Genomic DNA, 24,565 nt, shown 5'->3' on the forward strand with positions numbered 1-24,565 from the left:
GTAGTTTTTAAATTTTGCTTGGAACTTCTTCTTTATATGGGTCTAAAAACGCAACAGTGATTTAGGGAACTAACCGTAGTTTTAACTGTTTTTAAATCAATTTTCCCTAAATTTACGTTCCTTAATACAGCATTTAAATGAAAAACAAATTCTTCGTTATTTTGTTTGCTATCGGAAATATGCTTACAATTGAAGCTCAAGAAAAAAAAGACAATCTGACTATGAATCCATTTTTTCAGGCCTACGAAACACCGTATAATGTGCCGCCTTTTGATAAAATTAAAAACGAACATTTTAAACCGGCAATTTTAGAAGGAATCAAGCGGCATGATGTTGAAATCAACACGATTATAAATGCTGTAGAAGTTCCCACGTTTGAAAATACGGTTCTTGCCATGGAAAATGCGGGCGAATTATTGTCTAATGCCAATGTGGTTTTCTCAAATTTGAACTCGGCAAATACCAACAAAGAACTTCAGAATATTGCCAAAGAAATCGCACCAAATCTATCGGCTCACAGAGATGATATTTATTTGAATGCTAAATTATTTGCCAAAGTAAAAGCACTTTGGAACCAAAAAGAAACTCTAAATCTGAACTTAGAGCAGGCTAAAATTCTGGATAATTTATATAAAGATTTTGTTCGAAGTGGTGCAAATTTATCCGATTCTGATAAAGAAATCCTGAGAAAAATTAATGGTGAATTGTCACTTATAAGTTTAAAATACGGACAGAATATTTTGGCTGAAACCAATAAATATGAGTTGGTTATCGACGCCCAAAAAGATTTAGCAGGACTGCCGCAAGGATTGATTGATGCGGCTGCAGCCGATGCTAAAGCAAAAGGGAAAGAGGGAAAATGGGTTTTTACGCTTTCAAATTCAAGTGTGATGCCTTTTTTACAATATAGCTCTAATCGAGAATTGAGAGAACAAATCTGGAATGCGTATCAAACCAGAGGCAATCATGATGATGAGTTAGATAATAAGGCAAATGCTGTAAAATTGGCAAATCTTCGTGGGCAAAAAGCACGCTTGTTGGGGTATCAATCTCATTCTGATTATGTATTGGAAGAATCGATGGCCAAAAAACCGGTGAATGTAAATAAACTACTGAATGATTTGTGGAAACCAGCTTTGGAAATCGCTAAAACAGAAGCAGCCGATATTCAAAAAATGATGGTCAAGGAAGGAATTAAAGGGACAGTTCAACCGTATGATTGGCGCTATTACACCGAAAAAATCAGGAAAGAACGTTTTGATTTAGATGAGGAGGAGCTAAGGCCTTATTTTAGTTTAGAGCATGTTCGAAAAGGAGTTTTTCAGGTTGCCGAAAAATTATACGGATTACAATTTAAAGAACTGAATTCGGTTCCAAAATATCATGAAGACGCCTCCGTTTGGGAAGTTACAGAGGCAAATGGAACTCTTGTTGGGATTCTGTACATGGACTTTCATCCTCGTGATTCTAAGCGCGGTGGCGCTTGGATGACTTCTTTCAGAAATCAAAAAACGGTTGATGGGAAGCGTCAGGCACCAGTGATTGCAATCGTCTGTAATTTTACCAAACCATCCGGCGAAACTCCGGCGCTTTTAACTTTTGATGAAGTATCGACTTTTTTCCATGAATTCGGACATTCCTTGCACGGATTATTATCTAATGTAACGTATAAAAGTCTTGCAGGAACAAGCGTTCCAAGAGATTTTGTAGAATTGCCTTCGCAAATAATGGAAAATTGGGCAGCAGAACCCGAAGTTTTAAAAATGTATGCCAAGCATTATAAAACGGGCGCAGTAATTCCGGATGCTTTAATCAATAAATTAAAAAAAGCGGGGACTTTTGATCAAGGTTTTGCAACTACAGAATATCTAGCGGCTTCGTTATTGGATTTAGAATACCATTCTCAGACCAAAGACATTACGGTTGATGCAAATGCTTTCGAAAAAGCAGCGATGACAAAAATTGGATTAATCTCCTCGATTATTCCAAGGTATAGAAGCACGTATTTCAGTCATATTTTTTCAGGAGGATATTCTTCCGGATATTACAGCTACATTTGGTCGGGTGTTTTAGATACAGATGCTTTCGAAGCATTTAAAACAACCACTTTATTCAATCCAGAAAAGGCCAAATTATTCCGCGAAAACATATTAGAAAAAGGAGGGACAGAAGATCCAATGGTTTTATACAAACGCTTTCGTGGTGCAGAACCCAGTATTGAACCTTTGTTACGAAAAAGAGGTTTAGACCAAAAACCGGAAACGCTCAAAAAAGTGAAAGGCTGATACAATACGTTTTTAAAACAAAAACCTACAACACTTGATGTTGTAGGTTTTTTTATTTTCATCAATTCATACTATCCGTGATAGACTCTCGAAGAGATAATTTTGTTTTCCTTGATGTCTAATACTTCTGCTACGGGCAAATCATTTTCTCCATCAACCGTTCGAATGTATTCCATAAAAACGCGGTCTCCATTTGCCGTCAGCGATTTTACTTTGTAATTAAGACTTGGCAGCGTATCAAATGCTTCTTGCCACCATTCGCGCAAAGCTTGTTTTCCGGTAATAAGACCTTGAGTTTCGGGATTATGTATTTTTAGTTTTGGACTAAAATGTATGGCATCATCATCATAAAGCGACAAGAGTTTTTCCAGCTCTTTATTGTTGAATGTTTCAAACCATTTGAAGGCAATCGATTGTAATTTTTCGGGGGTCATAGGTTTTTTTTTAAATGAAAAATCCCATATAGCGCAATGCCAATGGGATTTATGGTGTATTTCAAAGAGTTTTATACGTTCTTCAAATTGATAATTTCTTGTTCTGTAAGTAATCTCCAGTTTCCTCTTGGCAAATTCTTTTTGGTCAAACCTGCAAAAGCAACGCGGTCAATACGCAATACATTATAATCAAAATGTTCAAAAATAGAACGAACCACTTTCACGTTAGCCGATCTTAATTGCAAACCAATTTCGCTTTTTGCTTCTCCTTCAATGTAACTCACATCTTCCACAAAAACGCGGTGTCCGTCAAGAGTCAATCCTTTTTGTATTTTTTCTAAATCCTCAAATTTCAAGTTTTTATCTAATGAAACTTGGTAAATTTTAGATGATTTTTGGCTTGGTAATGTAAACTTACGAATCATATCCGTGTCATTCGTGAACAATAACAAACCAGTTGTATTCTTGTCCATTCTTCCAACAGCACCAATTTTTGCAGTTGTAGAACCTTTTACCAATTCCAATACATTACGATATTCCTGACCTTCGTCCATGGCAGTCGTAAAGTTTTTTGGTTTGTTCAGTAAAATGTACACTTTTTTCTCCGGCGTCAATGTAGCACCGTCAAAATTCACAACATCACCCGGTTTTACCATGTAACCCATTTCGGTTACCGGAATTCCGTTTACTTTTACCGTTCCGGATTGAATGTAAATATCCGCGTCACGTCTGGAACACGCACCAGAATTAGAGATATATTTATTCAAACGAATTTCGTCTTTTACCTTTGGTCTTTTAGGAGCCTGATTTGGTTTTTTCTCTACTTTATCAGTAGCAACATCAGCAACTTTAGTATTTATTTTTACTTTTTTTGGCCCTTGTGCCCTTTTTTGCATCGCAGGTTTTGGCTTGTTAGAACTTGGTCTAGAACTCGTTGGTCTAGCGCCACTTCTCTTATTATTGCCTTCCTTGTTATTCATAATATTCTATAATTTGTGCAAAGATAGTATTTATATCATTGGGAAACGATTTTCACCAATTAGAAAACGCTAACTACTTAATTAAATGAGTTTTAATTTAATTTTCAGGAGCTGTTTCCCGCTATCCGCTCTATCTTTATTGCCGAACTCCGGCAATAAAGGATGCCGCTGCTATCGGGGCTAGGCTACAGTAGGAATTAGAAAAGTTTCGGGTTTTTAGAGCATCCCCAAAAAAGAGGAATGCGTCATCAGCAATAATTTTTTTCCATGCCACAACACACTCGGATTGATAAGTACAATACAAAAAACGCCGGCAACAATCAACAACTTCAGGACATTATGAAGCCATAAGAATTGTTCTTTACTATTAGACTTCCATAAGTATAACAAAAAGAAAATCAGAACAATCAGGCAGGCATAAAAGTAAATGTCCATATAGCCCACATCGTAAATTTCAATCAAAATATACACCGGAACAACCGTAAGAATTGTCAGGACAGTAATTGCTTTTTTAGAAATAATTTCACCGTAAAGTATCGGAATCGTTTTGTAATTATTGGCTAAATCACCTTTCAAATTTTCTAAATCTTTAATCATCTCCCGAACCAAAAGCAATAAAAACAAGAACGTTGCATGCGCAAAAATCACCGCAAAATGGGATTTATGATTCTCAATTTCATCAAACGAAATCTGATTGTAGAAATACAATAAAATGGCAAAAAAAGGAATTACAGCCAGTAAAGCCGCGGTTAGATTACCAATTATAGCGTATTTTTTTATTTTATGGGAATAAAACCAAATCAAGAAAATATAAGCCGAAAAGAATAAAAATGCCCGCCAAGAAACAAATAAAGCCATCAATGAAGTGATAAAATTCAGGGTGAAATAAACACTCAACTTTGTTTTCTGACTGACCAATCGGTCTAGCATGGATTTATTCGGGCGATTAATTAAATCTTTTTGACTGTCATAAAAATTATTAATGATATATCCCGAAGCAATAGTAAGCGATGAAGCAAAAACAAGAATAAACAAGTTGAAATCGAGCAAAATACTAAGTGCTCCTTTCTCAGGCGCCAAAATAAATATAGCCGAAAGGTATTGCGCCAGAATAATAATCGGAATGTTGTACCCTCTGACTACAGAGAACAAACTGACAATTTTCAGAATTAATAGCTTGCTCTTTCTGCTTAACATCGAAAAGGGTTAAAAAATTGAAAAGGAATTAGAATTGATAAACGACTTCTAGTTTATAATCCTTCAAAGATAATTTGGCACGTTCTAAATCTTCGGTAAAACCCAGAATATAACCGCCACCGCCGGAACCACACAATTTCAAGTAATAATCATTACTGTCAATTCCTTGTTGCCAAATGCCGTGAAATTGTTCCGGAATCATAGGTTTGAAATTATTCAAAACTACTTTCGACAATTTTTTAGTATTCATGAACAATGATTTCATATCGCCACCCAGGAAATTTTCTACACAAGCATCCGTATATTTTACAAATTGGTTTTTCAGCATAGCACGAAATCCTTTGTCTTTCAGGTTTTCCATAAAAATGTTCACCATTGGAGCAGTTTCGCCCACAATTCCTGAATCCAATAAAAATACGGCGCCTTTTCCGTCAAAACTTTGTGTCGGAATTCCCGTTGCTTCAATATTGTCTTTTGAATTAATCAAAATCGGAATACTCAAATAACTGTTTAAAGGGTCTAAACCAGAACTTTTTCCGTGGAAAAAACTCTCCATTTGAGAAAATATATTTTTTAACTGCAATAATTTTTCACGCGTTAAATTCTCAAGAACCGTGATTTTATGTTGTGCATATTTGTCGTAAATAGCCGCTACAAGAGCGCCACTGCTTCCCACACCATATCCTTGGGGAATGCTGGAATCAAAATACATTCCGGTTTCAACATCATTTTTTAAAGTAGCTATGTCAAAAGTCACTAAATCAGGTTGTTCGTTTTGCAACGTTTCTAAATAAGTGACAAAACGTTTTAAATTACCATTTGATTTTACGGCTTCTTCAGAAGGATTTGCATCTCTTTTTAAGGCTCCGTTGTAAAAATTATAAGGAATAGACAATCCTTTTGAGTCACGAATGATACCGTATTCTCCAAAGAGTAATATTTTTGAGTAAAATAAAGGTCCTTTCATATTTAATTGACAATTAATGGTCGCTTTAACTTTAAAAACTAAAGGTATAAAAAAATTAGTATTGAACTGCGCCAATTCCAATTTGGTCACAAAGGTACTGACCATTTTGGCAATAGCCAACTAATTCGTCCTTAATAAATTGTAACACCTTTTCTTTTACATTTTTTGGATACAAAACATGCACATTTGCGCCGGCATCCAGAGTAAAACAAACCGGAATTACAGTCTCATTTCTGAATTTCCAAATCGCATTAATAATTTGCAACGTGTTGGGCTTCATTAAAATAAAATACGGCATCGAAGTCATCATCATCGCATGCAAAGTCAGGGCTTCACTTTCTACAATTTTGATAAATTCGGTTAGATTTCCGTTTTCAAAAATAGGAATCAGTTGATCTAAATTTTCATGTGCTTGAGCAAATCGCCTTTCGGCAAAAGGGTGGTTGTGCATCAAATCATGGCCAACAGTACTCGAAACTTGTTTTTCGCCTTTGTCAACGAGCAAAATAGTATCTTGGAAATCTTTGAAATTATCATGAATAGCATACGGATATTCCACGCCAAACAAATCAGAACTTCCTTTTATATTGGCTTGATTTCCCCAGACTACAACACTTCCTTTTATGCTTCTGCAAGCACTTCCGGAACCTAAACGGGCCAAAAGAGATGCTTTTTGATAAAAATATTCTTCGGTCATTTCTGGGTTTAAAGCTTTTTCTAAACTCATCAGGTTCATCGCCAAAGCTGCCATTCCAGAAGCCGATGAAGCAATTCCTGAACTGTGCGGAAAGGTATTTTCCGTGTCAATCGTGAAATGATAGTCTTTTAAAAACGGCATATAGATTTCAATGCGTTCCAGAAATTTCTGAATTTTTGGTTTGAAATCTTCTTTTGGTTTTCCTTCAAAAAGTAAATCGAATGAAAAATTCCCAGTATTTATTTTTTTGGCGAAAGCCAATTTAGTTATCGTTTTACATGCATTCAAAGTAAAACTCACCGAAGGATTTGCAGGTATCTGATGTTCCTTTTTGCCCCAATATTTTACAAGAGCAATATTGCTGGGTGCGCTCCATTGAAAATTTCCGCTTTCTATGGTTTGAGAATATTTTGATGGAATAAAATCGGTTGCTGCAATCATAAATTTAAAAATTTACGCAAAGATACTTTTTTTGGGTTATTTGTTTATTCGTTTAGTTGGTTATTCGTTAGAAAGATTTGAGTAAATTTGAGCCATTAAAAAACCAACTATTTCAAGTTATATAAAAAGATTAAAAGCGTGTGCTACACGATTTAGTACGTTTATATTTTCTTAAATTACGAATATGGTTAAAAAACTTCTATTTTAAAAAATTAAAAATGAATAAAATCACCCGAATAATTCTTGTCGTTGTTGTGTGTCTTTCTATTGGTTACATGTCCGGTGTCGTTACCCGTTCTGCGATAACCACTTGGTATCCTACGTTGATAAAACCCAGTTTTAATCCACCCAATTGGATATTTGCACCCGTTTGGAGTTTGTTGTATGTAATGATGGGCGTTGCTGCCGGATTGGTTTGGGATCGTATAGACACTAATAAAGAAGGAGTAAAAAAAGCCTTTTTTTTCTTTGCCATTCAATTAATCTTGAATGCGTTGTGGTCTTATCTCTTTTTCGGATTGCACAACCCAATGTTAGCAGGCTTAGAAATTATTTTATTGTGGCTGATGATTTATGAAACCTATGTTCAGTTTGCAAAAATCAATACAATAGCAGGATATTTATTTATTCCGTACTTACTTTGGGTAAGTTTTGCATCGGTTTTAAATGGCAGTATTTGGTGGTTGAATAGATAATTTTAGCCCTTTCCCGATTTTAAATCGGGAAAGTGATTTTTTTAAACAGCATTTGCCACAATAAACCCGCTCGTCCACGCATTTTGGAAATTAAATCCACCGGTAATCGCGTCGATATTGACGATTTCACCTGCAAAATATAAGTTTTCATGCAGTTTGCTTTCCATGGTTTTAAAGTTGATTTCCTTTAAATCGATTCCGCCAGCCGTTACAAATTCTTCTTTAAAAGTGCTTTTTCCATTGACTTGAAAAGTTCCATTTGTCAATTGATTTGCTAAATTCTGCAATTGTATTTTTGATAAATCTGCCCATTTGGTTTCGGCTTCAATATTTGATGCCAAAACTAAACTTTCCCACAACCGATTGGGAAATTCAAATGGTGATTTTTTAGAAACTGCTTTTTTGGCGTGTTCTTGTTTTAAATCTTTCAATATTTTTTCGGCATCTTCGGTGTCAACATCATTCAGCCAATTTACAAATAGGGTGAATTGATAATTCTTATCGTGCAAAATCCGTGCGCCCCAAGCTGATAATTTTAATATCGCCGGACCGCTCATTCCCCAATGAGTGATTAACAAAGGCCCAGTTGAAGCAAGTTTGGTATCTTTTACTTTTACAGATACTTGTGCTGCAACTCCCGGTAATTCTTTTATTCTGGAATCTTTGATATTAAATGTAAATAGGGAAGGAACCGGCGTTACAATGGCGTGACCAAAACTTTGAAGCATTTCCCAAATTTTTGGATTGCTTCCGGTAGCCAGAATTAATTTTTCCGCAAGATAGTTTTCACTTTGGGTTTCGATTTTCCATTCATTTTCTTTTTTGAAAATACATTGAACACTTTGTCCCGTAAGTACAGCAATTCCTAGTTTTTGTGTAGCTTTTAGGAAGCAATCAATAATGGTTTGCGACGAATTTGAAACGGGGAACATACGTCCGTCGTCTTCAATTTTGAGTTCTACACCGTGTTTTTCAAACCATTCAATTGTATCGCCAGAGCAAAAATGATGAAATGGACCTCGCAATTCTTTTTCGCCACGCGGATAAAATTTCACCAGTTCATTGGGTTCAAAACACGCATGGGTAACATTGCATCTTCCACCTCCGGAAACACGGACTTTGCCGAGTACATCTGCGCCACGTTCCAGAATAGCTACTTTCAGTTTTGGATTTTTTTCTACAATATTGATTGCGGTAAAAAAACCTGCAGCGCCTCCGCCAACGATTATAATGTCAAAATTTTGGTTCATATTCTATCTGGGAAATCGGTGATGATTGCGTTTACGTTGTATGTTTTTATTTTTTGAATGGCTTCATATTCATTGACAGTCCAAGGAAAAACCTGAATGCCTTTTGCCTGAATTTGAGCGGTATTATCTTGGGTCAACAAATGAAATTCGGGATGAATGGCTTCGGCTTTCATGAACTTAGCAAATGAAAAAGCAAGGTCTAAATTGGTTTCAGTTAAAATCCCAATTGGAATATTTTCATTCAAAAAACGAACTTCTTGCACCGCATTCCAATCAAAACTGGAAATTAAAAAATTAGCATACTTCCAGTTTTTCTCCCAAATATATTTCTCAATCAGGGCTACAACTGCCGATGCCGTTCCTTTTCCTTTGAGTTCAATATTGATGAAACACGTTTGATTAACCAGATCAAAAACTTCGTTCAAGGTCGGAATTTGTTGCTCTAGTTCCGAGGCTTGTTTTTCATTTATCCGGAAAGTCTTCAATTCTTGCAAAGATAAGGTATTTACAAAACCTTTTCCATTCGTGGTCCGGTCAATTGTGTCGTCATGAATAACGATTATTTGACCATCAAGACTCAAATGCACATCGAGTTCAATTCCGTCAACACCCATTTCTATTGCTTTCTCAAAAGAAAACAAGCTGTTTTCAGAAGCATACCCTTTGGCGCCACGATGTCCGATTTTGAGCATTTTGATTTTATTTTTGGTAAAGATAAACATAAAAAAAACGCCTTTATTGCTAAAGACGTTTTGATATAAAGTTGTACGGTTTACTTTTTTAATTCTAATAAGACTACGTCAAATACAGAATCGATTGTCACTTTTCCTTTCGAAACCAAGGCTTCTTTTCCGGAATAAGTGTCTATGACAGTTGCGCCTTCAGCGAAAATTGAACCTGTAGAAAGTACTTTTGGACCTGCTGGCAAAGCTAAGCCTACCACTACTTTGTCTGTAAAATCTCCTTTTATAAATGTTCGGCTGAAGGTATAAGGCTGACTTGAAATTTCAGTATGAATTCCGGCTCCAATCGCAGGATGGTTTCTTCTGAACTGTCCTAATTTCTGCCAATGCAATATGATTTTTTGTGTTTCAGGATTTGATTTGATGTCTTCCCAGTTCATAAACGAACGTAAAGTAGCATCGCCCTGAGTTCCCTCAATCACTAAGGAACGAGCGGATTCATCACCGTAATACACTTGTGAAATTCCTGGTGAAAGCAATAATTTTGTTCCGCTTTCTATGCTTTTAGTACGTTTGGCATCAAATGGTCCGCCGTCATCATGAGATGATAAATAGTTCAAAACACTAAATCCTTTCAACTCATTATTCAGCTTCGAAGAATATTTGGAGAATATAAATTCATAGTCTTTTTGAGCATCCCATTTGAATTCGAAATTGATCATATTGTTGAAACCATTTTCATAGTAATTCACTTTTTTATCTCCAAAATCAAAAAGTTGTCCCGTACTGATGCCATAATTATACACTTCGGCAACGGTGTAAAAGGAGTTGTTATCCAGAACTTTTGTTGGGTTATTTTTCTTCCAAGTTGCAAAAGCATAATCACATTGCGTTTTGAAATCAGCCCAAACACCTTCTTCGGTATGTTTCACTGTGTCGGCTCTGTACCCATCAACGCCATATTCAGCGATGTAATCAGTCAACCATTTTATGATGTAATATTTTGGCGTTCTTGGGTAACCGGTTCTTTTGAAAAAAGCATCTAAAGAAGCCATTTCAGTATCATAACGACCTTCTGTTTTCCATTTTTCAGCTAAGAAAGCGGGGATGGTTACTTCTTGAGTACTTTCGGTTTTTACATCAGGAAGGTTTTTTACCAAGGTACAAACCGTAGTGTTTTCGAAGTTGCTGTAGGTGCAAGTAGGCTCAGTTCGTACCCAATCATTAGGCCAAACGGTATCAATAGTTGTAACCGGTCCTGTATGATTAATTACACCATCAAGCATGATTCGAATACCTTTTGCGTGTGCTTTTTCGACTAGTTCGGCTAGGTCTTTTTTGGTTCCGAAATTAGGATCCAAAGCCGTCCAGTCTCTTGTCCAATAGCCATGAAAACCATAGCTTAAACCAGTTCCTTCGTCAACACCATCGTGAATTTGCTCCACAATTGGCGTAAGCCAAATCGCATTGATTCCTAATTGTTCAAAATAACCATCGTCGATTTTTTGAATAATTCCTTTGATGTCTCCGCCTTCAAAACCACGTAGTTTTCCGGTTGCTTTGTTTCTTCCAAAATTAATATCCGAAGCGGTATCGCCATTATTAAAACGGTCTGTCATCAAGAAATATAAATTAGCGCCTTCCCAAACAAAAGGAGTTTTGCTCGTTTCTTTCAAACTTACTTTTTGGGTAGATGAGCAACTCGATACTACTATTGACAGTGCCATCAAGCTATAAAATAGATTTTTTTTCATCGTGTTTTTAGTTTTATTGTAATTGAATTAATATGGTGTTTTTTGCTCCTTTTTTTGAAATTACAGGAATTTCTATTGTTTTGTCTTTAATAATAAAACTACTGTTTTTTCCGTCAACCGTTACTTTTTTAGCCTTTCCATTTAAGTTATGCAGCATTATGCTAATGTTTTTATCGGCAGATTGAAATGTTTTTCCGGTCGTTGTGGTTAGGGTTAAAGTTACCGTTTTTTCATTTGAAGCCGAATTAAAGTTCAGGATTTCAAAAGCGCCTTTCTCGAATGCATTAGCAGTTGTTCCGTCATCATTATACAATTTGCCTTGACTTTGTGCAGTTTTGGCATCAAAATAAAAATGAAGGTCAAAAGCATTCAACGAATATTTAGAAGTATTTTGAATCGTTTTTATCATTGGAATAAAAGCGCCACCGCGAACAAAAACAGGAATATGCTCTTTGGCAACGGGAATAGTTACAGTGGTTCCACCTAACTGTTCCGCATCGGTATAAAAATCAAACCAGTTGTTGTTTTTTGGAAAATAAACCGTTGTCGAAGTCAATCCGGCTTTGGTAATTGGAGTTACTAAAAAGTCATTTCCCCAAAAGTAGGTTTGGCAAACGCTTTGTAATGCTTGATTTTCTGGTTCTTCAAATAATAAAGGACGCATTAAGGGAGTTCCTTTCTGGTTGTTTTCGAAAGCCAAAGTATAATTGTACGGTAGCATTTGATAGCGCAATTCGACTTGTTTTTTGGCTTCGGCTTTGGTGACAATGTCTTTATAAACCGGTTCGGAAGCTACAGCTTCTCCTGCATGCGGGCGAAAAATAGGTTGAAAAACACCATATTGCAGCCAACGAATATAGAGTTCATTATCAAAATAATCACCGGCAAAACCGCCTAAATCAGAATGCATATACCCAATTCCCTGCATTCCCATTTGTAAAGCAATTTCGGTTTGCGACTGTAATCCGCCCCAAGAACGGCCCACATCACCAGACCAAGGAATAATTCCGAACTGTTGTGAACCGGAATAACCGGAACGCATCAGGATAAATGGGCGAGTGGCCGGAAAATCTTTTTTGTACCCGTCTGCTATTAATTTTGCCCAGTTGTGTCCGTAAATATTATGTACTTCATCGGCTTTGCCTTTTGCCGTAAAGGCTTCTGAAGGGAACATTTCCGGTTCTCCTAAATCGCCCCAAAGTCCACCAACACCTTGATGAATTAAGTTTTTATAAATAGACCAAAACCATTGTTTTCCTTCGGTTTTAAAAAGGTCTATAATTCCGGTGTTTCCAAAGTAAAAATCATATACAAATGGTTTTCCAAATTGATCTGTTGCTAATATTTTTTCAGCAACGGCTTCTTTCCATTTGCTCGAAGTTGTTAAGACGAAAGGCTCTGTTATCAAAACCGTTTTGATGTCTTTTGCATTCAAATCGGCAATCATTTTAGTTGGATTTGGAAAAGTTTCTTTATCCCAATCTAAATTCCCTAAAGTTCCCTGAATAGTTTTTCCAAACCAATACAAGTCTATAATTATAGCATCAACCGGAATGCTGTCATTTTTGAATTTTTCAATGGTTTTTTCTACTTCCTCTTGGCTGTGGTACCCAAATCGACTGGAGAAATTACCAAAAGTCCATCGGGCCGGCAAAGGTTGTTTTCCTGTTAAATCGGTATAACTGGCTGTTAGATCTGTCCAGGAATCTGCGGCGATTACCTGATACGTTTTTCTGCCGGAAATAGTTTCATAAGCTAATGTATTGTCTTTTTTGCTGTCTAAATCTAAATATCCAATCGCCGCATTATCAAAATGTACCGCATACATTTTTGAAGATAAAACTACAGGAATACAAAAATTAAGTAGTTCAGCTCGGTCTGCATAGCCATATTGAGCGCGATTGTATAATTTTAAACGATTGCCTCGGCGATTCATTCCTAAAGCTCTTGAACCTCCTCCATAAAGTACTTCGGTGTCATTGAGATTAAAGTCTAAAATTTCAGCATTGGCTGTTTTTACATAACCATTTTTTTCGGAGAGTAAAGCTTTACCTTTATACGAATAGGAAATTTTAAAAGGTGATTTTTCAATCGTGACTACAATTCCTTTTGTTGAAAATAGTAATGTATTTTTGGTTTCTTTTACTTTTGAAATTCCTTTTTGAGGAATCAAAACAACGGCATGCGAATCAGTATTGAATGTTTCTCCTTTTGGAATAAAAGAAGTTTCTACAATTTTTTCAGAATAGGGTTTGAGCAGATACAATCCATCCGAGGTTTTTATTTCTAATGTATTGTTTGTCTTTTTGTAACTCTCGTATTTTCGGTTTGCATTTTGGGCAAAGGCAAAAGTGGAGAGTAATAAGTATATAAATAGCTGTTTCATGTTTATTATTTCACAGAGTTAGCAATGCGTCACAGCCACTCACAAAAAATCGCCCGGTCTGTATTTGCGTTTTTTTGTGAATGGCTGTGGACTGTTTTTTTATTGTAATTCTAAAATCAAAACAGATTTACTTTCGATAGTTAAATCTTGTTTCAAATCGATAGTTTTTGAAGATAAAATGTCTTTTCCTGTAGAAAATTTCTCGATGTTTTCTTGAAACCTATTGGTTTTTATCGTTTGATTATTGTCGCTGTTATTGACTACAACCATGACCGTTTTTGTATCAGTATAACGAAAATAAACATAGACATTGTTTTCAGGAATGTAATGTGTTGTTTTGCCAAAATGTACTGCTTCGTTGGTTTTTCGCCATTGAAATAATTTAGACGTAAAATCAAAATAGTGCTCTTGTTCTGCAGTTCGGCTTGATTTTAAGAAGGCATTATTAGTGTCTTCTTTCCATCCGCCAGGAAAATCTTGACGAATTGCTGCGTCACCGCCTTTGTTCCTATCTCCCGCCATACCAATTTCAGAACCATAATACAATTGCGGAATACCACGTAATGTAGCTACAAGCGCCATGGCCATTTGGTATTTTTTGAAATCATTTTTGTAGACTTCATTGAAACGTTCGGTATCGTGATTTTCGGCAAAAATCATGATGTTATTTGGATTTGGATACAGAAAATCATTGGCTAAATTGTCGTAGATTTTCATCATTCCTTTGTCCCAACTGCCGTCATTTTCATTGAAAATACTTTGGAAAGCATCTAACATGATAAAATCCATGATGCTTGGCAAATTAGAATTAAAGTTTTGAATTGCTCCCACTTTGCTGTCTTTTTGCCAATAGGAAAGTTGGGCTTGATCGCGCATGGAAATTTCACCAACAATGTTTAAATTAGGATATTCATCTGTTATGGCTTTGGTCCATTTTGCAATAGCATTTGGATCGGCATAGTTATATGTATCTACACGCAAACCGTCTAAATCTGCATATTCAATCCACCAAATGACATTTTGTGTCAGGTATTTTAAAACTAAAGGATTTTTTTGATTTAAATCGGGCATAGAAGGCACGAACCATCCGTTAAAACAAATATCGTAATCAATTTTTGAAGCATTTATATCATGAACCGTCGTTCTTTTATGCGATGTTCCGGTGTAATTTTCAAATTGATTAATCCAATCTTTAGTTGGTAAATCATTCATCATCCAGTGTTGTAAACCCCAGTGATTGGTCACATAATCCATGATTAATTTCATGTCCCGTTTGTGTAATTCGGACGCTAATTGAACGTATTCTTCATTGGTTCCATAACGGGGATCAATTTTGTACACATCGGATTGTGCGTAGGTATGATACGAATAGGTTTTGTCGTTGTCTTCACAAAGTGGTGTTGGCCAGACTGTTGTTACACCTAATTCTTTCAGATAATCTAAGTTTTGAATCATTCCTGCAATATCGCCACCGTGTCTTCCGCCGGGATTGCTTCGTTCTGCTTTTTCGATAACAGATTTGTTGTTGTCGTTTTTTGGATTTCCGTTAGCAAAACGATCGGGCATTATAAGATAAATCATATCCGAAGCATCAAAACTTTTGCGTGCAGCGGAATTAGCTCTGCGTTTTTTTAAGGTGTATTTTTTAGTAAAAACGACTTTTTTATCTTTAGAAAAAGAGAAAATAAAATCTTGTGCAATTACATTTTTGGTATCAATTGTTACGAAAATGTAATTTGGATTTTCGGTTTTTATGACATCTGTAATTTGGATTTTATTAGAAACAGTAACTTCATTTTCGGCAATATTTTTACCATAAAATAAAATCTGCAATTCAGTATTTTCCATTCCGGCATACCAAAAAGGAGGTTCTACCCGGTCTATTTGTGCAAAAAAAGGAGTGGAAATGAAAATCATAATTAGGAAAATATTTTTCATTTGAGTCTAAATTTTAAAACCCTTTCAAAGATAAACAATGAAAGGGTTATTATTTTTATGTTGTTGCCAGTTTATTTGGTTCAACCAGCACTGGTTTTTCATTTACAAAAACTGTTAGTTCTTTATCTCCTTCGAGTGTCAATTGGGTTTCATTATGATTGACTGAAATCTTTACAATTTGATTTCTGAAGTTGATTTTAAAGGAATATCCTTGCCATTCTTTTGGAATTTTTGGAGAGAAATGCAAAGTGTCATTTTTTACACGCATTCCGCCAAAACCTTCTACAATACTCATCCATGTTCCGGCCATAGAGGTGATATGACAGCCTTCTTCCACTTCTTTATTGTAATCATCTAAATCTAAACGGGAAGTTCTCAAATAGAAGGTGTACGCCATATCCATTTTGTCTAATTTAGCCGCTTGAATAGAGTGAACACAAGGCGAAAGTGAGCTTTCATGTACAGTAAATGATTCGTAAAAATCAAAATTACGTTCTAATTCTTCTTTAGAAAAATGATCTTCAAAGAAATAAAAACACTGTAAAACATCCGCTTGTTTGATATAAGGCGAACGTAAAACTCTATCCCAAGACCATTTTTGATTGATAGGACGTTGTGCTGGATCTAAGTCTTTTACGGGAACTAAATCTTTGTCTAAAAAACCGTCTTGTTGCAGGTAAATACCCATTTCTTCCGATTTTGGGAAGTACATATTGCCGGCTACTTTATTCCATTCCTGTAATTCAGTCTCTGAAAGGTTCACCTTTTCGATAATACGTTTATGATCCGAAGGATATTCTAATGATACTTTTTGGATTTGTTCGTACGTATAATCAATACACCATTTTGCAATATAATTGGTATAGAAATTATTATTGATATTGTTTTCGTATTCGTTAGGTCCGGTAACTCCCAAAATCATGTACTGGTTTTTGTTTTTAGAGAACGAAGCTCTTTGATGCCAGAAACGGGCAATACCAATTAAAACTTCCAATCCTTTTTCGGGGATATAAGAGTAATCTCCGGTGTAGCGATAGTAGTTGAAAATTGCAAAAGCAATCGCCCCGTTTCTATGAATTTCCTCATGGGTAATTTCCCATTCGTTATGGCATTCTTCACCATTCATAGTTACCATTGGGTATAGAGCGGCTCCGTCTTTGAAACCTAAATTATTTTGTGCGTTTTCAATTGCTTTGTCCAATTGATTGTAACGATACGTCAATAAATTTCGGGCTACTTGTTGGTCTTTGGTCGCCATATAAAATGGAATACAATACGCTTCGGTATCCCAATAGGTGGAACCGCCGTATTTCTCTCCGGTAAATCCTTTTGGTCCAATATTTAAACGGGAATCTTTACCCAGATAGGTTTGATTCAATTGAAAAATATTGAAACGGATTCCTTGTTGTGCTTTTACATCGCCTTCAATCGTGATGTCTGACATTTCCCAAATTTTTGCCCAAGCATCAATTTGATCTTGCAACAATTGGTTGTATCCTTTTGCAAGAGCAGTTTGAATGGTTTTTTCGGCAGCGGTTAATGTGTTTTCATGATTTAAAGAAACGGTATATCCACCAATTTTTTGAATACTGGATTTATCTCCTTTTGCAATGATAACTCCGTAAGAAAACTGAATTTTGTCTGAAAAAGAATCTATAGAAGATGGGGAAACATTAATATTTTCGCCATTCGTCCAGATGCTGTTATGCATGAAAGTGGTTACTTTAAAATGGGTTTTAAACGTTTGAGCGGTTACAAAAGCTTCGTTTCCTGATTTTTTTACATTTAAAGGTTCCCAGAATTTTTCTTCCCAGTTTGCATCTTCATTAGTTACACCAGCATCAATATAAGGTTTGTAAATTATTTTTGTATCCTTGTTCAAAGGAGTGATTTCGTAATTTATTACACCCGCTTCATCAATGTCTAATGAAAGAAAACGACGAATATTTACTGCAACTTCAGTTCCGTTTTTCAATGTGGCTTCAAAAGAACGATTATACCAACCTTCTTTCATATTCAATTCACGACGAAAGTTTTTGACTTCCGTACAAGCATTCAAATCTAAATTTTCACCATTGATTTCAATGTCAATTCCAATCCAGTTTGGTGCGTTTAAAACTTTTGCAAAATATTTTGGGTATCCGTTTTTCCACCAGCCCACTTTGGTTTTGTCCGGATAATAAATACCTGCGATGTAACTTCCCTGAAAAGTTTCTCCGGTATAGTTTTCTTCAAAATTGGCACGTTGTCCCATAGCGCCGTTTCCGATACTAAAGAGACTTTCAGACGATTTTACACTCTCTACATCAAATCCTTCTTCTATGATGGACCAATTGTCTGCTTTTATATAATCTTGATTCATTTTTGATAATTTTTAAAGAGTCAAAAGAGTAAGATTAATTTATTTTAGTAATCTTAAACTATTTTTTGAATCTAATTTTTTAATCTTTTAAGCATTTATTAATTGCTCAATAAAGCTTTTTTCTATTTGCGTGAAATCTTTGAAGATGTATTGTGCTTCTTCTAAGATTGATTTCTCTCCAATTCCTATGCTTACCATATTTCCAATATTTGCAGCTTGAATCCCTGCAACAGAATCTTCAAAAACGATAGCGTCTTTAGGATCTGTTTTTAATAATTTGGCGGCAATCAAGAAAACTTCAGGATCTGGTTTAGCATTGCTGACGTCATTTCCGTCTACAATAGCATCAAAATAATGTAAGATTCCTGTTTTTTCCAGAATTGGTCTGGCATTTTTACTTGCTGAACCTAGCGCTATTGGTTGGTTTTTTTCTTTTAAAAATTGAAGAACAGGCAAAACTCCCGGAAGAATTTCACTTTCATTCATGTCTACCAAGTAGGATAAATACTCTTCGTTTTTTTCAATTAACCATCGGTCTTTATCTTCTTGAGATGCTTCGACTTTTCCTAATTCTAAAATTATATCCAGCGAGCGAACGCGGCTAACTCCTTTTAATAGTTCGTTGTGTTCGTGTGTAAATTCGATATCTAATGCTGTTGCGATTTTTTTCCAAGCTAAATAATGGTATTTAGCGGTGTCAACAATCACTCCGTCCAGGTCGAATATAAATGCTTTAGTCATTTTGATTTTAATTGTGATATTTATTATTTAGTTGTTGCTGTTTCCTTAACAAAGGTTACGGCAAGACCGGCGATTAACATGGAAACTCCCGCTATGGCAATAATCGCCATAGGATGACCTCCAAATAAGGCAATAATGGTACTGCCTAATAATCCGGCCGCGATTTGAGGCAAAGTAATCGTTGCGTTGAATAATCCCATGTAAACTCCCATTTTATCGGCAGGTAATGAACCGGATAACATAGCATAAGGCATGGCTAAAATAGCAGCCCAAGCTAAACCAACACCCACCATAGAAACCAATAATAGGTTTTTATCGTGTACTAAGAACATAGAAATTAATCCGATTCCTCCTAGTAGAAGAGAAAAACTGTAGGTTTTTTTTCTGCCAATAGATTTTGCTATTGAAGGAATTAACAAAGAGAATATTGCAGCTACAGCACTGTAAAAAGCGAACATTACACCGGTCCAGTCCCCAGCTTCATTGAAGCCGATTGATTTTGCATCTAATGCTTCAGGTCCCCAAACTTGATTGGCGATTGCTCTTGTAGTGTATACCCACATTAAAAATAAAGCGAACCAGGAAAAAAATTGTACAAATCCCAACTGCCAAAATATTTTTGGTGCATTTGAAATCAAACTGAAAATACTTGATTTTTCTTTTTTTTCTGGAGCGTCTAAATCTATTTTGTTATACTCTGCATGTTCTTTTGGTGCGTATTCTTTTGTTTTGAAAACAGTCCAAAGTACAGTAATGAGTAAAATAGCTCCTCCTATATAGAAAGACCAAATTACAGATTCGGCTACTTTTTCTCCAGGTGCCGGCACATTTGCCATTCCTGCTTTTGCAAGAATCCAAGGAAGCAAAGAGCCAAAAACGGCTCCAAAGTTAATCAATGCACTCTGTAAGGAATAACCCAAATTGCGTTGATGATCATTTACCATATCTCCAACTAGAGCTCTAAAAGGTTGCATAGTAACATTAAAGGATGTATCCATTAATAATAACATTACAGCTCCGAAAACTAATGGAGGTAAAAGGTATGCGAAGTATTCTGCATTAGGCATGAAAAACATAGCCAACGCAGAGACAATTGCTCCGAAAAATATAAATGGGATTCTGCGACCCAACCGAGTCCAGGTCTTATCACTCGAAAGACCAATTATAGGTTGTACAACCAGACCTGCTAGAGGTGCTGCTAACCAAAAATATCCTATGCTATGAACATCGGCACCTAAGGCTTCTAATATTCTGCTGGTATTTCCATTTTGTAGCGAATATCCAATTTGAACTCCTAAGAATCCAAAACTTAGATTCCAAATTTGCCAAAAACTTAACTTGGGTTTTTCCATTATCGTAAATTGAATTTAATGTACGATAAGCGCTTTGCTTATCAAAACTTGACTTAATTTTCGAAGTAAAAGTAAAAGCTTTGAGGGGTAAATATATAAATATATTTTAAACTTTTATTTTTCATTCTATAATATCTGGGATGCATTTTTAACTACAAGGTTGTAGTGTTGAAAAAAATCAACAAAAAGTATTAATTTGTTGATTCTCTTTCTATAAGGTGTGTCGATATTACTTCGGTTTTGTAGTTTTCTTCTCCTTCTTCTTCCTCTGATTCTAATCTCTTTATAAGCATTTTTGCTGCCTTGCTTCCCATCTTTTTGCCACTTTGACTTACGGTTGTAATAGTAGGAGTGGAGTATTTTGAAATTATTCCGTCAGTAAAAGCGATTACGGCCAAATCTTTAGGAACATTAAGTCCTATTTTATTTGCTATTTTAATGATGGTTACCGCAAAAAGTTCATTTACGGCAAAAACGGCATCTATGGCTTTGTCTTCCAGAAGTTTTCCTATTGTTATTTCGCAAGTATCTACATTCTCAATTCGGATAATTAAATCTTCATTGAATGGGATTCCGTTGTCTAATAATGCTTTGGTATATCCATCTGTTCTTAATTTACCTACACTTATATAATCAACGGTGGTAACTAGTGCAATTTTCTTTTTTCCTTTATCGATTAAGCTTTGAACAGCCTCGTAAGCAGCTGATTTGTCGTCTATAATTACTTTGTCGCAAAGGATTTCATTGGTAACCCTGTCAAACATAACCACAGGCATTCCTTGATTGATGACTTCGGTAATATGGTGAAAATCGCCTTTGAATTGGGTTTCTTTTGAGAGTGACATAATAAATCCGTCGATGCTTCCGTTGGCCAGCATTTCCATATTTAAGACCTCTTTTTCGAATGAATCGTCAGATAAACAAATGATTACGCTATAGCCGTTTTCGTTGGCTACATGCTCTATTCCGTTGATAACTGTAGAGAAAAAATGATGAACAATCTCTGGGATAATAATACCTATGGTTTTTGTTTTTCGATTTTTTAAACTCAGTGCTATATTATTGGGTTTGTAGTGGTAAAATTTAGCAAAAGCCTGTACTTTAAGTCTGGTTTCTTCTCCTATTTCAGGACTGTTTCGTAATGATTTTGAAACGGTTGAAATGGATACGTCAAGCTCTTTTGCTATTTGTTTAAGGGTTACCTTTCTTTTCATAAGTGTAGGTTTGGGAAAATTATTTTAATAATAAAGATATGTTTATTTTTTATTAATGGCAAAATAAGTACTTAAAACTTAAATAATACAGAAACTTTTCAACACTATCACGTTATCGTAGATGGTTATGATTTTTGTCATGTCGAAAACGTTATAGTTTTGTTAAGTTTGCTACTCGAAGTAAAATTAAAACTTAAACGCAACCAAAACTCAAATTAATTTAAACAAAAAGTATGAAAACAATTTACAAAAAGTTGTTATTTTTATTACTACTTCTGCCTTTTAGTATTCTGGCTCAGAATACGGTGAGTGGGACTGTTCTTGATAAAGCATCAGGGCAGCCAATTCCGGGAGTAAATGTAAATGTACAAGGCGCCAATAATGGTGTTTCGACAGATTTTGACGGGAAATTTCAGTTGTCAAATGTAAAGAAAGGGGATCAAATCGTTTTTTCTTATATTGGATATAAAAATTCCGTTGTTAGTTATAATTCTCAAAAAACATTGAGTGTTTCTTTAGAGGAATCTTCTAGTGAGTTAAAAGAAGTTGTTATTCAAGTTGGTTATGGATCTGTTAAAAAGAAAGATGCAACAGGTGCTGTGACAGTATTGACTAGCAAAGATTTTAACAAAGGGCCTGTAACTTCTGCAGATCAGATGATACAGGGTAAAGTAGCCGGTTTACAAATTGTAAATGGTGGTGGTTCTCCTGGTGAGGGCGCAACTATTAGAATTAGAAGCGGTTCTTCTTTGTCAGCAAATAATGATCCTCTATATGTAATAGATGGAGTGCCTGTTGCTGCAGGAGGCGTTAATGGAGGAAGAAATCCATTGTCTACTATTAATCAAAACAATATTGAATCTATATCAGTATTAAAAGATGCTTCTGCAACTGCTATCTTTGGTTCCCGTGCATCAAATGGGGTAATTATTATTACAACTAAAAAAGGTAAAGCAGGAGATTTACAAATTAGTTATAGCGGAAATCTTCAAGTTTCTGAAATTACAAAAAAGGTAGATGCTTTAACGTCTAATCAGTTTAGAGACTTCTTGACTGCTCATGGTACACCTGCACAACAAGCTTTGGTAGGTGCTGCAAATACAGATTGGCAAGAGGAGATTTACAGAACGGCTGTTGGTACAGATCATAACGTCGCTTTAAGCGGAGGTTCTGATAATGTGGTATACAGAGCATCTGTAGGATATGCTAATTTGAATGGTATCTTGAAAAGAGATAACATGCAAAGAACTACTATGGCTGTGTCGTTAACAGGAGATTTTTTTGATAAACATTTAAAAATTCAGTTAAACAACAATACATCTGTTATTAAAAATAATTACAGTAATAGAGGTGCTATTGGTTCTGCTATCAGCTTTGATCCAACTCAAGTGGTTAAAAATGCCGATGGAACTTATTTTCAATGGTTAACATCTCCAACTCAATTCAATCAGTTGGCAGGAAAAAACCCATTATCATTGATTGAGCAACAAGATAATTTTGGAGATTCATACAGAAGTATCGGAAATGTACAATTTGATTATAAATTACATTTCTTATCAGAATTGAAAGCTGTAGCTAATTTTGGTTACGACCAATTAAGTGGTAGAAGTTATGGAGGTGTATCTCCTGATTACTTAAACGGATTAGCTGGTTCGGGATATAATAATTCGTATGAATATACTCAATCCAGAAATAATAAGTTGATGGATTTATACTTGAATTACAATAAAAAAATTGATGCAATCAATACACAAGTTGATGTAACAGGTGGGTATTCTTACCAAGATTTCAGAGATTCTAATGATGGAAGTTCATATAATTTTCAAAATAATAAAATTACTCCTGCAGTTCCAGTGCCTTCACGTGTGAATTTGCAATCGTTTTTTGCAAGAGGTAATTTTACTATCGCTGATAAATACTTGTTAACATTGTCTTACAGACGTGATGGTACATCTAGATTTACAAAAGAAAACCGTTGGGCTAATTTCCCTGCAGTTGCTTTAGCATGGAAAATGAATGAAGAAAGTTTCTTAAAAGATGCGACTAGCGTTTCAACATTGAAACTTAGAGCTGGTTGGGGAGTTACAGGACAACAAGATATTGGAGTTAGTTACCCTTCAATTCCATTGTATTTAGTTTCTAATATCCAAGCACAATATCAATTTGGAAATAGTTTTTATAATACATACAGACCACAACCTTATAATAGTAACCTGAAATGGGAAGAAACTACAACAGTTAATGCTGGTTTAGATTATGGTTTCTTGAATAACAGAATTAGAGGTACAGTAGATTTATATCAAAGAACTACAAAAGATTTATTATTGTATACTCAAAATCCTTCTTTCTTTGGTTTCTCTAATTATGATAATTACAATATTGGAACAATTGAGAATAAAGGTATTGAGTTATCTGCTGATGTTACTCCTGTTAAAACAGATAGTTTCGAATGGAATATCGGAGGTAATGTGACGTTCCAAGATTCAAAAATTACTAAATTGACAACTGTTTTAGATAATACTCCAGGTATTAATACTGGTGGTTATGAAGGTGCTACAGGAAATACAATCCAAAATCACCAAGTAGGATATGCTCCAAGTTCATTCTATGTATATGAGCAAGCATATGGTGCAGACGGAAAACCATTAGATGGAGTGTATATTGATAGAGATAAAAACGGAACCATTAATGCACAAGATAAATACCGTTTCCACAAACCTGCTGCCGATGTATTTTATGGTTTCAATACAAGTGTTACCTATAAAAATTGGGATATGGCTATGAACTGGAGAGGATCTTGGGGTAATTTTAATTACAACAACGTAGATTCAAGTAAAGGTTCTTACCAAAATATTTTAATAAGAAGTACAGATTTGTCTAATGGTGTTCAAAATATTTTAGAGACTGGTTTTACAACTCAAGATACAAAAAGATATGAATCTGATTACTACATTCAAGATGCTTCTTTTGTTAGGTTAGATAATGTAAGTATTGGATATACTTTTAATCAAAAACCGGATTCAACTTCGTTAGTTAAATTAACATTGGCTGCTCAAAATGTATTATTGATTACTGATTATAGCGGATTAGATCCAGAAATTTCGGGAGGTATTGATAGTAATTTGTATCCAAGACCAATCACTTTTACGTTAGGTTTAAACGTTAATTTCTAATACAAATAACAAGAAA

At 35.3% G+C, this 24,565-nt stretch carries 17 protein-coding genes; 3 read left to right on the plus strand and 14 right to left on the minus strand.

Translation table 11 applies throughout. From position 1 onward, the window contains the following. Positions 1–137 precede the first annotated feature (137 nt). Positions 138–2,285, plus strand: coding sequence for a M3 family metallopeptidase (locus tag O6P34_RS06245; protein WP_269686465.1), 2,148 nt, complete (start codon positions 138–140; stop codon positions 2,283–2,285). A 71-nt stretch (positions 2,286–2,356) separates the two neighbouring features. Here O6P34_RS06245 and O6P34_RS06250 read toward each other — a convergent pair whose 3' ends face one another. The 5 genes from O6P34_RS06250 to O6P34_RS06270 form a co-directional block, all read right to left on the minus strand. Then, positions 2,357–2,719, minus strand: coding sequence for a nuclear transport factor 2 family protein (locus tag O6P34_RS06250; protein ID WP_269686466.1), 363 nt, complete (start codon positions 2,717–2,719; stop codon positions 2,357–2,359). A gap of 71 nt (positions 2,720–2,790) precedes the next feature. Continuing rightward, the gene (locus O6P34_RS06255) at positions 2,791–3,699 is read right to left on the minus strand and encodes a pseudouridine synthase (protein WP_269686467.1); all 909 of its coding nucleotides are present in this window, start codon (positions 3,697–3,699) and stop codon (positions 2,791–2,793) included. A 216-nt stretch (positions 3,700–3,915) separates the two neighbouring features. Then, complete coding sequence (locus tag O6P34_RS06260; RefSeq protein WP_269686468.1) at positions 3,916–4,896, minus strand: geranylgeranylglycerol-phosphate geranylgeranyltransferase; 981 nt, start codon at positions 4,894–4,896, stop codon at positions 3,916–3,918. A gap of 28 nt (positions 4,897–4,924) precedes the next feature. Beyond that, complete coding sequence (locus O6P34_RS06265; RefSeq protein WP_269686469.1) at positions 4,925–5,863, minus strand: mevalonate kinase family protein; 939 nt, start codon at positions 5,861–5,863, stop codon at positions 4,925–4,927. Between the two features lie 55 nt (positions 5,864–5,918). Beyond that, positions 5,919–7,001 carry a diphosphomevalonate decarboxylase gene (locus O6P34_RS06270; RefSeq protein ID WP_269686470.1) on the minus strand — a complete coding sequence of 361 codons (1,083 nt, stop codon included), beginning with the start codon at positions 6,999–7,001 and terminating at the stop codon, positions 5,919–5,921. A gap of 218 nt (positions 7,002–7,219) precedes the next feature. Between O6P34_RS06270 and O6P34_RS06275 the strand changes: the two genes are divergently transcribed. Beyond that, positions 7,220–7,696: a TspO/MBR family protein gene (locus tag O6P34_RS06275; RefSeq protein ID WP_269686471.1), complete on the plus strand. Its 477-nt coding sequence runs from the start codon at positions 7,220–7,222 to the stop codon at positions 7,694–7,696. Positions 7,697–7,737: 41 nt separating this feature from the next. Here O6P34_RS06275 and O6P34_RS06280 read toward each other — a convergent pair whose 3' ends face one another. The 9 genes from O6P34_RS06280 to O6P34_RS06320 form a co-directional block, all read right to left on the minus strand. Beyond that, positions 7,738–8,946, minus strand: coding sequence for a BaiN/RdsA family NAD(P)/FAD-dependent oxidoreductase (locus O6P34_RS06280; protein WP_269686472.1), 1,209 nt, complete (start codon positions 8,944–8,946; stop codon positions 7,738–7,740). Then, positions 8,943–9,638, minus strand: coding sequence for a glycerophosphodiester phosphodiesterase (locus tag O6P34_RS06285; protein WP_269686473.1), 696 nt, complete (start codon positions 9,636–9,638; stop codon positions 8,943–8,945). Before O6P34_RS06285 ends, O6P34_RS06280 begins: the two co-directional genes overlap by 4 nt. 80 nt (positions 9,639–9,718) lie before the next feature. After that, complete coding sequence (locus O6P34_RS06290; RefSeq protein ID WP_269686474.1) at positions 9,719–11,383, minus strand: alpha-amylase family glycosyl hydrolase; 1,665 nt, start codon at positions 11,381–11,383, stop codon at positions 9,719–9,721. Positions 11,384–11,396: 13 nt separating this feature from the next. Beyond that, positions 11,397–13,769 (minus strand): glycoside hydrolase family 31 protein, encoded by a 2,373-nt coding sequence (locus tag O6P34_RS06295; protein WP_269686475.1) that lies wholly within the window; start codon positions 13,767–13,769, stop codon positions 11,397–11,399. Positions 13,770–13,868: 99 nt separating this feature from the next. Next, on the minus strand, positions 13,869–15,707 hold the full coding sequence (locus O6P34_RS06300; protein ID WP_269686476.1) for a glycoside hydrolase family 13 protein: 1,839 nt from the start codon (positions 15,705–15,707) through the stop codon (positions 13,869–13,871). Between the two features lie 55 nt (positions 15,708–15,762). Further along, on the minus strand, positions 15,763–18,069 hold the full coding sequence (locus O6P34_RS06305) for a glycoside hydrolase family 65 protein (protein WP_269686477.1): 2,307 nt from the start codon (positions 18,067–18,069) through the stop codon (positions 15,763–15,765). 87 nt (positions 18,070–18,156) lie between these two features. Beyond that, positions 18,157–18,810 (minus strand): beta-phosphoglucomutase, encoded by a 654-nt coding sequence (pgmB, locus tag O6P34_RS06310; protein ID WP_269686478.1) that lies wholly within the window; start codon positions 18,808–18,810, stop codon positions 18,157–18,159. Between the two features lie 23 nt (positions 18,811–18,833). Beyond that, complete coding sequence (locus O6P34_RS06315; protein WP_269686479.1) at positions 18,834–20,162, minus strand: MFS transporter; 1,329 nt, start codon at positions 20,160–20,162, stop codon at positions 18,834–18,836. Positions 20,163–20,353: 191 nt separating this feature from the next. After that, on the minus strand, positions 20,354–21,376 hold the full coding sequence (locus O6P34_RS06320) for a LacI family DNA-binding transcriptional regulator (RefSeq protein ID WP_269686480.1): 1,023 nt from the start codon (positions 21,374–21,376) through the stop codon (positions 20,354–20,356). A 233-nt stretch (positions 21,377–21,609) separates the two neighbouring features. On the opposite strand from O6P34_RS06320, the gene O6P34_RS06325 reads away from it, so the two are divergent. Continuing rightward, positions 21,610–24,549, plus strand: a complete 2,940-nt coding sequence (locus tag O6P34_RS06325; protein WP_269686481.1) for a SusC/RagA family TonB-linked outer membrane protein — start codon at positions 21,610–21,612, stop codon at positions 24,547–24,549. The last annotated feature ends 16 nt before the right edge of the window (positions 24,550–24,565 follow it).

The sequence above is a fragment of the Flavobacterium lacustre genome, assembly GCF_027474525.2.
Lineage (GTDB): Bacteria > Bacteroidota > Bacteroidia > Flavobacteriales > Flavobacteriaceae > Flavobacterium > Flavobacterium lacustre.